We start from the raw sequence: 13,372 nt of genomic DNA, 5'->3' as shown, positions 1-13,372 counted from the left end.
GGGGTGTCCCCGCAGGACGAGCGCGCGACCGCCGGGTACCGCCGAGACATGCCCGCACGCGCCGAGCCGAGGAGACACCCCTCCCCGGCCCCGCGCACCAGCCCCACCGAGCACGGATCCCGGCCCGCAGGCCGGTTGCGGACCGGCCCGGCAGAGTGGGGAGCCCCGGGCGCCGCCCGGGTGGGTACGCGCGGGAGCGCCCTTCCAGTGGGCCCGGAGGGTTCCGGGGGTACCCGGGGCCGTGCGGGTGCGTTCGGACCGGCACCCCCCGCGGGAGCGGACTGGCGTGGGCAGGGAGGCCCCGGGCGCAGCCCGCGGGTATCACCCGGGAGCGACCCGGCCGTAGGCCCGAGGGGGTCCGGGGTGCCCCGGGCCGTCACCGCCACCCCCGCGGGAGCGGACTGGCGCAGCCCGTGGGTATCACTCGGGAGCGACCCGGCCGTAGGCCCGAGGGGGTCCGGGGTGCCCTGGGCTGTCACCGCAACCCCCGCGGGAGCGGACTGGCGTGGCGGGAACTCCTCGCCCCGCTCAGGAGTCGGATGCTATGCAGACAAAACCGGCGCCCCCGGGGGAAGGCAGGAGCACGTGGAGAACCGCAGCACCACCGGAGGTACCAGAACCGCACCACCACCCACCCGCGGCGCGTTCGTGTTCAGCGCCGCCGACGAGGAGCGCCGCCGCGGGGTCCGCCGGATGAAGGCCACCGCGACCGGTCTGCTGATCCTGGTCGCGCTGGTCTACGTACTCGCCAAGTACGCCCAGCACGCCTGGGGCGCGGGCGGCTGGGCCGCGTACGTCGCCGCCGCGGCCGAGGCCGGCATGGTCGGCGCGCTCGCGGACTGGTTCGCCGTGACCGCCCTCTTCCGGCGTCCGCTCGGCCTGCCCATCCCGCATACCGCGATCATCCCGACCAAGAAGGACCAGCTCGGCGTCTCCCTGGGCGAGTTCGTCGGGGAGAACTTCCTCTCCGCCGACGTGGTCCGGGCCCGCCTCCACGCCCTCGGCATCGGCGGCCGCCTCGGCTCCTGGCTCGCCGAGCCCGAACACGCCGACCGGGTCACGGCCGAGCTGGCCGCCGCCCTGCGCGGCGCGCTCACCGTGCTGCGCGACTCCGACGTGCAGGCCGTCGTGGGCGAGGCCATCACCCGGCGTGCCGAGACCGCAGAGATCGCGCCGGGCATCGGCAAGACCCTGGAGCGGGTCGTCGAGGACGGCGGCCACCGCCGGGCCGTCGACCTCATCTGCGCCAAGGCCCACGACTGGCTCGTCACGCACGGGGCCTCGATCACGGACGCGGTCCAGGGCGGCGCGCCCGGCTGGACCCCGCGGTTCGTGGACCGCAAGGTGGGCGAGCGTGTCTACAAGGAGCTGCTCCGCTTCGTCACGGAGATGCGGGACATGCCCGAGCATCCGGCGCGCGGGGCGGTGGACCGTTTCCTGGCGGACTTCGCGGCCGACCTCCAGTCGGACACGGAGACGCGCGCGAAGGTGGAGCGGCTCAAGTCCGAGATCCTGGCGCGCGACGAGGTCCAGGACGTCATCGCCTCCGCGTGGTCGGCGATCCGGTCGATGATCATCTCGGCTGCGGAGGACGAGCAGAGCGAGCTGCGCCTGCGGGTCCGCGCCTCGCTGATCTCCTTCGGTGCGCGCCTGGCCACCGACGGCCGTCTGCAGGCGAAGGTGGAGGGCTGGATCGAGGGCGCGGTCGTCTACGTCGTCACCACCTACCGGACCGAGATCACCTCGTTGATCACGGACACGGTGGCGGGCTGGGACGCCGAGCACACCTCCCGCAAGATCGAGGCCCACATCGGCCGTGACCTGCAGTTCATCCGTATCAACGGCACGGTGGTCGGCGCCCTGGCGGGCCTGCTGATCTACACGGTGTCCCGCGCCTTCGGGGCGTAGGCCGGCGGGGCGCAGACCGTCGGGGCCGAGAGCGGCGGGGCCGAGGCCGGCGGGAGCGGCAGTTCCAGCTGGGTGTGCCCGCGGGTGGTGACCTGCGGGGGCGCGGGGCGGGCGGCGCCCAGGACCAGGAGCGCGCGCAGGGCGGCGATCACGTCCGCCGGTCTGTCGCGCAGGAGCCCGGGGGTCGTACTGGCCACCAGGACGCCCCGGGATTCCAGGCGCAGCCGCCGGTGCAGGGTGGCCTGCCAGGCGTCGCGCGTGTAGTGGTACTCCGCGGAGTCGATCTCCAGTGCCACGCCCTCCTCAAGCCAGTACGCGTCCGGGCTGGCGAGGAAGGCCCCGTCCGGGGCGTGGAGGCGGGCGTTCCAGAGCGGGGCCGGGAGGTCGGTCGCCGCCAGGGTCTCGCGTGCGCGGCCCTCGGCGATCGAGCGGACCCCGGCGACCAGCTCCGCGGCCGCGGCCCGTACGGCGGGGCGGCCGCGGACGCGGCCCGCGCGCAGTTCGGCGTGCAGGTCGTGCGGGTGGCACCAGCCGCCCTGGACGACGTTGGCCAGTACGGAGCGCACCAGATCGGCATCGTCCGTACGGGCCGCGAAGTCGGCGGCGGCCCGGATCGGGCGGGCGCTGGGGACGCCGGAGATGTGGATGGTGGCGGGCCAGCGCGAGGTCGGGCAGGGCCGGACCCGGCCTGCGGCGGCCGGCGAGCGCGGGGCGCGGACGAGGACGTCCAGCGGTCCGGGCGGGGCGTCGCGGATGCCCAGGAGCGCGAGCGCGGCGCCGCCGGTGAGTGCGGCGGTGGCCCCGGAGAGCGGATCGGCCGCGGGGTGGGCGGCGTACAGGACGGCGGACAGCGCCTGCTGCCTGGTGTCCGGCGGGCCGGTCTGCAGGAGGTACACCCGTGGCAGGAGCCGCTGCCAGGGCCCTTCGCGGCGGCTGCGGCCGCTGATGGTGGCGGCCGGGATCCCGGCCTGCCTGAGCTGGTGGTAGGTGGCCATGTTCAGCTGTCGCTGGGCGGTACGGGCGAGTGCGGTGATCATGCCCCGGGTATGCCCGGTGGGGCGTGCGCGATGCTCAGGCCGAGGGGTGGTCCGGGGCGAGGAAGACGACGACGCCGTTCTGCGTGCCGGGCAGGGGGGTGACCTCGTGCCAGCCGAGGCGCCGGTAGGTGGCGACGGTGTCGGTGGCCACCCGGGCGGTCAGCAGCCAGGCTCGGCCGTCGGGGGCGTCGGCGGTGATCTCGGCGAGGAGGGTGCGCCCGGTGCCGTTCCCGCGCGCGTGCGGGCGTACGGCGAGCTCGTCGATCTCCAGGGCGCCGATGAGGAGTTCCCGTACGCGCTGCCGGCCGAGCTGCGCGGAGACCTGCCCGTAGCCGCGGTCGCGGGGGAAGGCCTTGGGGGTCAGCCAGCCGGTGGCGAAGCCGTCGATGCCCGCGGGCGACTGCGCGAAGGCGGTGCGGAAACCGGCACGGCGGCTGTCGGCCTGGAGCCGGAGGGAGAACTGGCGAATGGTTTCTTCGTCCTCGTTCCACGGAGGCGCGGAGAACACTTCGCTGTAGGCGTCGGCCAGTTCGTCCGACAGGTCCAGCACGGCCGGTCCATAACAGATCACGTTTGCAGCTCCTTGGGCCGGCTTGGGTGGCTTGGGTCGTATCGCCCGTGTAGGAGAGTGAATCTACGCCGGGGAGGTTCCACGGAGGGCACCTGCGCGGATCCGGAGGGTGTGCGACAAATCCGACTTCCGTACGTGGCCCGGCCTGCCCGTATCGCCGTCCACCGGACCGGCGTTGAACCCGTGTGTCCAGCTCTCTCCTGCGCAAAGCCCTGGTCGGCCTCGCCGCGTGCGCGGTGGCGTTCTTCATCACCCTGGGCGTCATCGCGGTCCTGCCCCGCGCCGTCCAGGACACCGTCCCGCCCGGCGTCCTCGGCGGAGGCGTCGTGGTCCTGGGCGTGACGACCGCGCGCCGCTTCACGCGGCGGGCGCGTTAGCCTCGTCCGGAGACGTTCGAACGGCTGGAGGACCCCACGATGGCGCAGATTCCCACCTCGGCAGTAGCAGCGGCCGGCCTGGTCGGCGGCTACGCCACGGCCCGCTGGACCGGCGTACGCCCGCTCGGCGGCGTGGTCCTCGCGGCCGCGGGCACCCTGGCGGCCCGCGAATGGCACCGCCGCACGACCCCGACGACGACGGCCCTCCTGGGCGCGGCCTACGTCGCCGCGTTCGCGGGATCACACCCCCTGGCGAAGAAGATCGGCGCCTGGCCGGCGGTCTTCACGGCAGCAGCCGCAGTAGCCATGGCCGCCTACGCGACGGCGGACCGCTAGGGCTGCCCGGCCGGGCGGCTCCCTTCGGATCATGCCCGGCCCGCTCGATCCGCAGGAGGCAGCCCGGACGCGCAGGAGACTGCATGCATGCCGCCGCACCACACAGCAGCACGATTCGCGGTGAGCCACCGCGGCGGGCCGGCCCCGCCGCATCAGCTTCAGCCGGCCGCTCGTGACCGCGGCGTTCCTGTCTCACTGCCTGCTTCGGGACCGCTCCATTTCCGTCTTCAGCTCGTCGGGGGTGCGCCAGGACGCCCCCTGGTGGCTGCGATGGCACATGCGGTGGCAGTTGGCACACAGCAGAGCGAGATCGTTCAGTTTCGTTTCGCGCGGGCCGGAAATGTGGAGCGGCAGCACGTGGTGCACTTCGATGTATCCGTCACCCAGCGCTCCGTAAGCAGAACGGAAGTCGAAGGCGCAGACCGCGCAGCGCAGGGGCAGCCCCAGTTTCCGGACCTGGGCGATCTTGCCCTTGCGCAGTGCTGGATTCCGCTCCCGGGAGATGGCCCACCGGGCAAGCAGGCGGCCTTCCGCCGCCGTTGTTCCGTCCTCGTCTGCTTCGTCCGGCTGCTCAGGGATCAGGGCAAGCTGACCCGAGCCGATGCCGGTCTCGATAGCGTCTGCGGCCTGCAGCATGGCGGCCTCGCGGGCCAGGAACTCCTTGATGATCAGCTTGTCCAGCTTCCCGCCCTTTGTGGGCTTGCCCGGGTAGCCAGGATGGTTGGAAGCAAGATCTGTGGTCTTGCGGGAGACACTTCCAGCAGACCTGTATTCGGGCAGGCTGTCGGCCAGGCCGGTGCGCTCAGGCAGAGGCAGGGCCCGGAGCAGGTCGGAGAGCTCGGTCACAGCGGGATCACCGACCCGCAGCTCGCGCCAGCCGTTCTTGACGACGAGCGCGCAGGCCAGCAGCAATTCGTCCCATGTCCACGAGGGGCTACGCATGGCGAATATCGTATAAATGTTCGTTGGCGTCTGTGGGGAGTACAGGGCAAGCCGAATCGTGTCGCACACTTGTGAGGGTCGCGTTGTCAGTGGGGTCTGTCACCCTCTGTGAGGACGGATTGCAAGGTGTGTCCGTCGCGCAAGTCTGGAAGGAGGGTGCATGACCAGCACTGAGTCGGAGCCGGAGTCGGGGTTCACGTCGGTGGAGATCTGCGCCGGGGCAGGGGGCCAGGCCCTGGGGCTGCACCGTGCCGGGTTCAAGCATCATGCGTTGATCGAGATTGACGAAAACGCGGTCACGACCCTCAAGGCCAATACCGCTGATTGGGATGGCTGCCGCGTTCTGCAGCGGGACCTGACCGAGTTTGATGTGGCCGAGCTGGGCCTGGAGTACGGAGAGCTTTCGCTGCTTGCCGGTGGAGTGCCCTGCCCTCCGTTCTCCGCGGCAGGCAAGCAGCTGGGGCAGGACGATGAGCGTGACCTCTTCCCGACCATGCTCAAGATGGTCGAGGATCTGCACCCCAAAGCCGTCATGATCGAGAATGTGCGCGGTCTGCTCGAACCCCGGGAGAAGTTCCGGGAGTACCGCGAGAACACGATCCAGCGGCGCCTGAAGGACGCCGGCTACGAGGTGTGCATGTGGGAGGTGCTGGAAGCCTGGCACTTCGGAGTTCCGCAGCTCCGGCCGAGGGCCATCCTGGTTGCACTACTGCCGGAGTACGCCCCGTACTTCGTTCCGTTCAAGCCGGCGAGTGAGGTCGCTGAGGACGAAATCACCAAGGTCACGGTGGGGCAGGCGCTGGAGGAGACGATGCGCCACCGCTTTGAGCAGTCCTCGGCTCCTGGAGCACAGGAGGCGTTCAAGGAGTGGTTCGCCGCAGCGGACACGGACATCGCTCCGACCCTTGTCGGCGGTTCCAAGAAGCATGGCGGAGCTGACCTTGGCCCGACCCGCGCCAAGAAGGCATGGGGAAAGCTCGGAGTCTGCGGCATGGGCGTGGCCAATGACTGGGACAAGATCACCGACGAGGGCAGAGATCTCTTCGCCGCGGCTGGTCCCAAGCTAACCGTCGAGCAGGCGGCGATCATTCAGGGTTTCCCCCCGAGCTGGCAGTTCCGGGGGAGGAAGACCGCCGCATACCGGCAGGTGGGGAACGCCTTCCCGCCGCCAGTAGCTGAAGCCGTTGGTCTGCGGATCAGGGCGGCGCTGGAGCAGAAGAGAATGGTGGGGGAAACGGCCTAACAGCCGGGATCCCGTCAGCGGCGGAGGCGGCTGACCGTCGCAGCGATGGTCAGCGCGCAGTCCTCCGGAGGCTCGTGCTCCCAGAAGCGGAGCACGGTCCACCCGGCAGCTCTGAGGTGCTCGTCCGTGTCCCTGTCGCGGGCCACGTTTCCGAGCACCTTCTTCGACCAGTAGCCACTGTTGGTCTTGGGCGGCACGTAATGCTCCGGGCAGCCGTGCCAGTAGCATCCGTCGATAAAGACGGCCACCTTCGCCGGACGGAAGACCATATCGGCCGTCCGGCGAAGGTCGGGCAGGGGTCTCGCTGCGACCCGGTAGCGGAGCCCTTGGGCGTGTACCAGACGGCGCACTAGCTGTTCAGGCTTGGTGTCCCTGCTGCGGATCGCCTGCATGTTCCTGCGCCGCGCTGCTGAGGAAGCCCAGGAGCCGGTCGGCGGCGTCCAGTCTTCAGTCATTCTCTCTGGCCCGCTTCCTGCGCTTTCCCTCTTCGATAGCGGCACGGATTGACCCCTCGGGCCATGGCGCCCATTCCATGAGGCAGTACTCAGAGAGTGCTCGCCTGCTGCCTGCTGGCCGGGTGACACGATTATGGTAAACCCAGCCAAGAACCTTGAGTTCGCGTAGCCGCCGCTGCCAGTCATCCTGGTGCTGCTTCATCGAGGCGACGATGCTGATGAGATCCGAGGGCACCCATTCGCCTTCAAGGGCTTTGAGGAGCTCGCCAATCCTGCCGTGCGGTTCATCGTGTTTCGTGGCGTTTCGGATTGCCTCTGAGTGTGAGTCGTAGGTTGCATAGAAATCCCGCTTGCCCAGATTGCACTCCTCACACAAGGGCTGAAGGTTGTCATCGTCGTCCTCCCCGCCCCAGGAGATGGGAATCTTGTGGTCGACGTGCAGCTTGACTCCGTCGCCTAGGGGAGTCCGCCCGCACTGCGCGCAGCGCCCGGGAGCGAGGATGCGCGCCCGTGTGGCCAGGTCGAGGGTCCCGCGCATTGCGTCAGGGGCGTCAGCCTTCCAGCCGAGCAGTCGGTACCGGTGGATCCTGCCTGTCTGGGTGCACTGAACTACGAAGCAGTCCCGGATGGATCTCAGCCTGCGGATGGCCTCCGACTGTGCACCGAAGCTGCCGGCAGCGAATGCGTGAATTTCCCGTGTGGTAGGCGGCGAGTCGCGTCGCCCGTGCAGGAATCCGTAAAGTTGCCGCACGCTCTCCAGCGGGAACATATCGTATATTTCAGGGGAATCGGGATCGGGAAGACGGCGGTCTGAAACCTTGGACATGATCAGCTTTTGTCGTTCTCTGTGTGCTTGGGAAGAAACGGTGCGATCTCCACAGGGTCGTCATCGTCTGCGAGCACCCAGGTCCGGCCATCCAGATCGACACGAGGCCGGTCCCCGTGGTGTGGACTGGCCTGTGCCACACGGAAACTGACGAGCTCTCCGGGGCGGGGGACTTGTGCCCCGAGAGCCCGGGCGATGTGCTGGTGGCTGCTGTAGTGACCGGGGATGAGCACGCCTTCTTCGCGGAGCACGGTGCGTGCGCGTCCCTGGGCCTCTCGCACGCGAGCCATGTAGTCACTCTGCTGGGCCACGGTGCGTACCACGCCTCGGCCGATCCTCCGGTTCTGGACCCGCCGGAAGAGCTCGTTGACGCGTTTCTGCCCGGACGAGGGCGACAGGATGGCGTCCCGCGTGGTTGCAGGGAGGTGCAGCAGTACGTTTTCCGGGAGGGTTTCCTGGTGCGAAAGCCAGAGGATCTTGTTGCGGTGTTCGGCCTTCACCGTCAGCTTCATATCCCGGTTGGTTCCGCGGTTCAGCCATTGTTCCTCTATGCGCAGCAGCCCTGCACTCCAGCGGCTCGTGTAGTCATCTGCCCAGACGAGCAGGCACAGATGCCCCACAGCCTCCGGCGGAATCATCCAGGCGCCGAACTGCTGGGAGTATTTGCAGTCAACGTCGATGCCCGCAATGCTGTAGTCCATATCGATTCCATCGTCGAACCTGAATTCGCGCTGCAGGTTGATTTCGACGAGTGTCCCGGCATGGGTCTTCTCGGTCTTGAAGAGTGTCTTCCAGTCGTACCGGCCAGTTACCTCACCGTTGAGCAGCTGATCGATCGTGTCGCGGAGAACCGCGGAGAAGCGCTGCCCCGACGGGTCGAGACGGGTCAGGTGCTTGTGCACCGCCTGCAACTCCGGGTCACTCTCCAGGAGGGCCTGGGAGTGGATGTTGGCCGCTGCTGAAATATCGAGAGGCAGCAAGGGACTGCTCCTTGTCAGATGTGTACACGTGGGCACTGCGCGAGCGGTCACGGGCAGCCCCGATGCCATCCAGGGCTGCCCGTGCCGGCTGCGTCAGTTCCCTGAACGCTTTGCCTGATAGCGGAGCAGGCGGCGCGAGGAGTCGTTGGCTGCGGTGGGTGAGACCACGGTGAACGCCATGATGACGCGCTTCGGGTCTGCGACGCCGTCCGTGACAACAGACAGGAGCGCAGCGTCCTTAAACGCCTCCACGACCGGATAGAGCAGCACGATGCCGGTGCGCGGGCCCAGGCCCAGCGCACGGGCCCGCACACTCTCGCTGCCCAGGCCTGCGTCCTTGATGAGTGACTCGGCCCATCTCCGGTGCTCCATACCGGAGATACGGCCGAACGCGGCTTTGTCGAGCTGGCGTGAACGCCTGACCAGCGAAGTCGGGGCCGAGCCCAGCACACTCGCCTCGATCCGCCGGTTCGGCGTCATCTGCGGTGCGACAAGAAGCCAGTCGTCTACCTTGGCGAGTTCGCCGTTGAGCTTGGAGAGGTAGTTGAGATGGGGTTCGAAGTGGTTTTCGCCTTCCCACTCCAGCTGGCGCAGGACGCTGACCAGGCTGTCGTGCGGGACAAGAGTGACCGTCGCCTCGAAGGTCCTGGTGAGGGGGCTTGTCTCGTCCGGGGGCAGGTCCAGCGTCTGCCGGGTTCCGCCGAATACATGGAAGAGCGGCTGCCAGCGCTTCGCGTTGGCCTCGATCCTCGCCGGGTCCCTGGGGTAGGCAGCAGGCTCGATCGGCCGACCCGGTGAGCGGATCTCTGTGAGCTCGGCGTTGAACATCTTGTTGCGTGCCGTCGGCTTCACAAGGCCGAGGTGCTGGGAGACCAGCGGGAGCACCCTGCGAGGTGTCAGCTGCGGCTCGCCGTCGATCATCTGTGCGTACTGAGTGAGCTCGGAGCGGAATGCTTCCTCGTCCTGGCAGATTGCCTCGAACGCCTCGTACAGATCAAGGAACTTGTCCTTGCCGTGAGGCTCCTCCCGGCCTATGTAGAGGCGGACGAGGTCCCGGTAGCCGGGGCGGAAACCGAACCAGCGGCCCATCTGCATCAGAGTGTCGGCCTGCTGAGTCTTCCGCCGGTAATACGTGACGGTCAGACCCTCCACGGTGAAACCGCGGGACAGTTTGGTGCCACCGACGAGGATCTTCCAGACGTTCGGCGTGCGGTCGAAGTCGAGACCGGGCTGCGCGTAGTCCTTCTCGTTCGCTCCGTTGACGATGATGACGGGATTTCCGCCGGCCCCAATGAGCTGCCGGGCGCGGCTGACATGGGCGCGCAGTTCCTCGTAGGAGTTGGGAACGGGCAGTCCGTCACTCCGGGCGTCGCACACCGGCATGTAGTCCGCGTTGAAAAGCGCGGCCAGGCGGAGGTGGGACTCACTGCTCATGTACGAGTCATCCCACAGCTTCCTGATGCGCCCCGCGAGCGCGGCATGGTCCGCCACACGCACTGATTCGTGAACCAGCATGGTGTGGTGCCGGAACGGTCCGTCGGGGACCCCCTTTGCCGACCGGTAGAGCTTCATGGCACCGGCCAGGACGAAGGCGTCCACGGCTTCCAGGAGACGGTCACCCGTGCTGGCGTCGATGCCGCGCACGTGGGCGGCTTCCTGGGAATTGGCGACCGTACGCTCACTGGCGGGCAGGTCAGAGGCCAGGTCGTGGAAGTCCTCCACACCCATGTACCCGACAGGGCGGGGAAGCGATACCAGGAAGTCACGCGGGAAGAGGTCCGCAGAGTCGTCGGGGTCGACGAACACGTTCGCGAACGGAGTCGCGGTGTAGCCGATGTACTGGGCGCGTGGCATCAGGCCCAGAAGCTGGCACACCAGTTTGTTGATGGCGGACCGGGTTTCCTTGCCTTCTTCCCACTTGCTCAGGTCTGTCGTGTTGACTGATGCTTGATCGGACTCGTCATCGATGATGAGCGCCGGGATCTCGCCGAGGATCGGACCGATCTTCTTGAGGTCGTTCACCAGCTTGGTCAGGACGGACTTGTTCTTCTTGACGACCATGATGCGGGCTGCCGCAGGGTGCAGGTTTGCGGGATCGTAGAGAGGGAGGGCCTTCTCCACCTTCTCGATGTCCAGGGCTCGGATGCCCCGTTCCAGCGACTGGTAGTCCTTGTCCTTCGTCGTCAGACGCTCCAGGTCGAATGCGCCCAGATGTGAAGGCCTGCTGCCGTGCGAAACGAACTTCCCGGGCCAGTCCTCGTCGTCCTGGTAGTCAACGCCGACCAGCGCGTCGAGATCAGTGGGGTCGGCCCCGCCGAGGATGTTCTCCTGGCCGATCAGCTCCATGTCGAGCCGTCGCTGAGTCTGGCCGCGCAGCAGGTTGAGCGTGCCGCCGAGCACGATGACGAGGCGGTATCCGGCATCCACTGCCTTGGCAATAACACCCGTGAAGTTGGCGGTCTTGCCTGACTGGACGTATCCAACGACCAGACCGCGGGCGGCATAGGCCTCAGGACGGGCTGGATCGGAGAGGCGTTCCACCACGTTGTGGGCAGCCTCGCCGAGGCTGGTGATGGCCGGCTCGCTCCATCCCTTGGTACGGAGCAGGTTCTCGTACGCTGGCCAGTAGAAGGCACGGGACACGGCTTTGTCCCGGGTGTACCAGGCCTGGTTGCTCTCACTGATCACGACGGGCTGGGGGCCCTTGTCGACAGGGGCCGCAGCGTCCAGGGACTTGGCCAGATCGGCATCGAAGCCCAGACGCGCGTACGCGTCGGCGCGCCGTTCATCCGAGCAAGGCGGTGCGCTGGACCAGTCAGCCGTGATGGCGGCGTCCCATTGGGAAAGGGCACGGCTCCAGAGGGTCGTCAGTCCGGCGTCGCTCTCCAGGATGCGAGCCCGGAAGATCTCGAGGTCCGTCTCGTGGCCGTCGTCCGTCTCGGACAGCCCGGCTGCGAGTCGGCTGAATCCCTTGGGGCCGCGTCGCATGGCGCCGAGTGCGTCAGTGTGAAGATTAAGCAGGTGATCAGTCACAGGGGGCCACAGCTCCAGTCAGCGGGACAGTTCACAACGAGCAGCGGACAGGAGCACGCTGTTCCACAAGGCCATCTCATCGTTCCGCTGGGCGCTGGAACGTCCCAGCCGGAAGTTCTTTTCGAGCATGAGGTAGAGCAGCCCCTTCAGCACTGGGGCGTCGTTGGCGCCCGCGCGCCGGCCACTGTTGAAGGCCGGGCGGTATTCCTTGTTGAGCCGTACGACGTGGTCTTCGCGGTCGATATCGAAGAAGACATCCGGCGGAAGCGCCTCCCAGCGGAAGGTGATCGGGTCCTCCCCCTCAATCTGTGGCAGCTCGTCACGGAGCGCACGCTTGAGCTTGGGGTCGATGCCCTTCCCGGGCGGGACGGCGCTGGTGCGCTGCACCTCTGCTGAGCGCTTGGCGGCTTCGCGGTAGGCGGCCTCTGCCTCAGCGAGATACGCAGCGAAAGTGTGTCCGGCGGCATCGACTGCTTTCTCAATGCCGCGGGCGAACGCCGGCGTGACGCTGACCCCGTCCTTCTTCACCGTCAGGCTGAACACGCTGTTCGGGGAGGACGGGAGGTCGAGCGAGATTCGTGCAAGGTTGTGGTGCGTCTCAGCCCCACGGATGCCGTTCCACCCTCCGGCCTGTACGAGCCGGTCGTTGCGGTAGATGTAGAAGCCTTGCCGGTCCGCAAGCGCGCCGATGCCCCGGTAGGAAACCAGCTGGGAGCGCGGCGGCCAGACATGGGCCTCAAGCGAGACGGACCCCACACCTTCGACGGGGGCCGTGTACGTCCGCGGGTAGCCGGCCCGTCCAGGGACCCGGTAGCCAAAGGGGTCGATCGGCTCTATGCCACGGTGGTCGAGCTCCTCCTGTGTCCGGACGTCTTCTACGACGAGGTCGATATGGAAGCCGTCCCGGGCGAGGAACCTGTGGAGGTACAGACCGAGGTGAGTTTCCAGCTTCTCGATCTGCTCATTGAGGAAGCGGTCCGTCTGGCCGGCGAGCACCGTGTCAAAGGCGCGGACGCTGTCCCACCGCACCATGGTGCCGTGCCAGCCGATCACCCCGTCGTAGCGGTCCACCAGGTCCTGGCAGTACCGCGGGTCCACGATGTCGCAGCTGAAGTCCTGCTGTGCCTGCGCGGTCAGCCAGCGCCGCCCTGCAGCGGGGCTGCGCTTGGTGCGGCTGATGACCGTGAGGGATCCGGCGTGGGAGAGCGAGGCAGCCTTCAGGCCCGCACCGAAGTGGCCCAGCGCCCCGTCGTCGTAGCCCTCGCGGCCTCCGACGATCATCGCTACATCGAGCGCAGCATCATCCATGCCACAGCCGTCGTCGATGACCAGCAGGCTGACGAGCCGGTCACCGTCCCGCAGAAAACTGACGACGACGTTGCGTGCACCTGCGTCGATCGAGTTGTCGACCAGGTCGGCAATGGCTGCTTCGAAGCCGTATCCCTGGTGTGCCAGTGATTCGACGTAGCGGGCAGCCGGCGGAAGCTGCTTGCTGCCCAGCGTGGGTATGTCGAACTGCCAGTCGCCGGATGGTGAATAGGGCATATGAGCGGCAAACCTCTAGAGCGCAGGGGCGGATGAATCCGGCAGGGGAGGATCTTCCACTCCATATCTGCGGATGTCCGAAGACGCTAACGCACAGGAGGATCTTAAGGCAGCCTTAT

Annotated in this window: 12 protein-coding genes; 4 read left to right on the top strand and 8 right to left on the bottom strand. The window is 67.8% G+C overall.

Going from position 1 to position 13,372, the window contains the following annotated elements; all coding sequences use genetic code 11:
• Positions 1-585 precede the first annotated feature (585 nt).
• Positions 586-1,908 carry a DUF445 domain-containing protein gene (locus ACFY0D_RS38075; RefSeq protein ID WP_390802459.1) on the top strand — a complete coding sequence of 441 codons (1,323 nt, stop codon included), beginning with the start codon at positions 586-588 and terminating at the stop codon, positions 1,906-1,908.
• Here ACFY0D_RS38075 and ACFY0D_RS38070 read toward each other — a convergent pair.
• Positions 1,878-2,945 (bottom strand): hypothetical protein, encoded by a 1,068-nt coding sequence (locus ACFY0D_RS38070; protein WP_390802458.1) that lies wholly within the window; start codon positions 2,943-2,945, stop codon positions 1,878-1,880. The genes ACFY0D_RS38075 and ACFY0D_RS38070 overlap by 31 nt on opposite strands.
• A gap of 34 nt (positions 2,946-2,979) precedes the next feature.
• A complete protein-coding gene (locus ACFY0D_RS38065; protein WP_390802457.1) occupies positions 2,980-3,516 on the bottom strand; it encodes a GNAT family N-acetyltransferase in 537 nt (178 codons plus the stop codon).
• Between the two features lie 185 nt (positions 3,517-3,701).
• On the opposite strand from ACFY0D_RS38065, the gene ACFY0D_RS38060 reads away from it, so the two are divergent.
• Positions 3,702-3,893 (top strand): hypothetical protein, encoded by a 192-nt coding sequence (locus ACFY0D_RS38060; RefSeq protein WP_301370831.1) that lies wholly within the window; start codon positions 3,702-3,704, stop codon positions 3,891-3,893.
• 39 nt (positions 3,894-3,932) lie between these two features.
• On the top strand, positions 3,933-4,229 hold the full coding sequence (locus tag ACFY0D_RS38055; protein WP_390802456.1) for a hypothetical protein: 297 nt from the start codon (positions 3,933-3,935) through the stop codon (positions 4,227-4,229).
• 192 nt (positions 4,230-4,421) lie between these two features.
• Here ACFY0D_RS38055 and ACFY0D_RS38050 read toward each other — a convergent pair whose 3' ends face one another.
• Positions 4,422-5,171: an HNH endonuclease gene (locus ACFY0D_RS38050; protein ID WP_390802455.1), complete on the bottom strand. Its 750-nt coding sequence runs from the start codon at positions 5,169-5,171 to the stop codon at positions 4,422-4,424.
• Between the two features lie 160 nt (positions 5,172-5,331).
• Here ACFY0D_RS38050 and ACFY0D_RS38045 point away from each other — a divergent pair, with 160 nt between their 5' ends.
• Complete coding sequence (locus ACFY0D_RS38045) at positions 5,332-6,414, top strand: DNA cytosine methyltransferase (RefSeq protein WP_390802454.1); 1,083 nt, start codon at positions 5,332-5,334, stop codon at positions 6,412-6,414.
• Between the two features lie 14 nt (positions 6,415-6,428).
• On the opposite strand, the gene ACFY0D_RS38040 is transcribed toward ACFY0D_RS38045, so the two are convergent.
• The 5 genes from ACFY0D_RS38040 to ACFY0D_RS38020 form a co-directional block, all read right to left on the bottom strand.
• Positions 6,429-6,869, bottom strand: a complete 441-nt coding sequence (locus tag ACFY0D_RS38040; protein WP_390802453.1) for a very short patch repair endonuclease — start codon at positions 6,867-6,869, stop codon at positions 6,429-6,431.
• Positions 6,862-7,695 (bottom strand): HNH endonuclease, encoded by an 834-nt coding sequence (locus ACFY0D_RS38035; protein ID WP_390802452.1) that lies wholly within the window; start codon positions 7,693-7,695, stop codon positions 6,862-6,864. Before ACFY0D_RS38035 ends, ACFY0D_RS38040 begins: the two co-directional genes overlap by 8 nt.
• 2 nt (positions 7,696-7,697) lie before the next feature.
• Positions 7,698-8,675, bottom strand: coding sequence for a NaeI family type II restriction endonuclease (locus ACFY0D_RS38030; RefSeq protein WP_390802451.1), 978 nt, complete (start codon positions 8,673-8,675; stop codon positions 7,698-7,700).
• 93 nt (positions 8,676-8,768) lie between these two features.
• Positions 8,769-11,708, bottom strand: coding sequence for a Z1 domain-containing protein (locus ACFY0D_RS38025; protein ID WP_390802450.1), 2,940 nt, complete (start codon positions 11,706-11,708; stop codon positions 8,769-8,771).
• 18 nt (positions 11,709-11,726) lie between these two features.
• A complete protein-coding gene (locus ACFY0D_RS38020) occupies positions 11,727-13,253 on the bottom strand; it encodes an ATP-binding protein (protein WP_390802449.1) in 1,527 nt (508 codons plus the stop codon).
• Positions 13,254-13,372 lie beyond the last annotated feature (119 nt).

It is taken from the genome of Streptomyces sp. NPDC001502 (assembly GCF_042894785.1).
GTDB classification, from domain to species: domain Bacteria; phylum Actinomycetota; class Actinomycetes; order Streptomycetales; family Streptomycetaceae; genus Streptomyces; species Streptomyces kutzneri.
The sequence above is the reverse complement of the archived record's forward strand: the minus strand, read 5'-3'. Positions and strand labels throughout refer to the sequence as shown.

Coding starts and splice junctions, on each gene's coding strand:
- ACFY0D_RS38070 (WP_390802458.1), bottom strand. CDS start 2,945: ATGATCACCGCACTCGCCCGTACCGCCCAGCGACAGCTGAACATGGCC.
- ACFY0D_RS38055 (WP_390802456.1), top strand. CDS start 3,933: ATGGCGCAGATTCCCACCTCGGCAGTAGCAGCGGCCGGCCTGGTCGGC.
- ACFY0D_RS38050 (WP_390802455.1), bottom strand. CDS start 5,171: ATGCGTAGCCCCTCGTGGACATGGGACGAATTGCTGCTGGCCTGCGCG.
- ACFY0D_RS38045 (WP_390802454.1), top strand. CDS start 5,332: ATGACCAGCACTGAGTCGGAGCCGGAGTCGGGGTTCACGTCGGTGGAG.
- ACFY0D_RS38040 (WP_390802453.1), bottom strand. CDS start 6,869: ATGACTGAAGACTGGACGCCGCCGACCGGCTCCTGGGCTTCCTCAGCA.
- ACFY0D_RS38035 (WP_390802452.1), bottom strand. CDS start 7,695: ATGTCCAAGGTTTCAGACCGCCGTCTTCCCGATCCCGATTCCCCTGAA.
- ACFY0D_RS38020 (WP_390802449.1), bottom strand. CDS start 13,253: ATGCCCTATTCACCATCCGGCGACTGGCAGTTCGACATACCCACGCTG.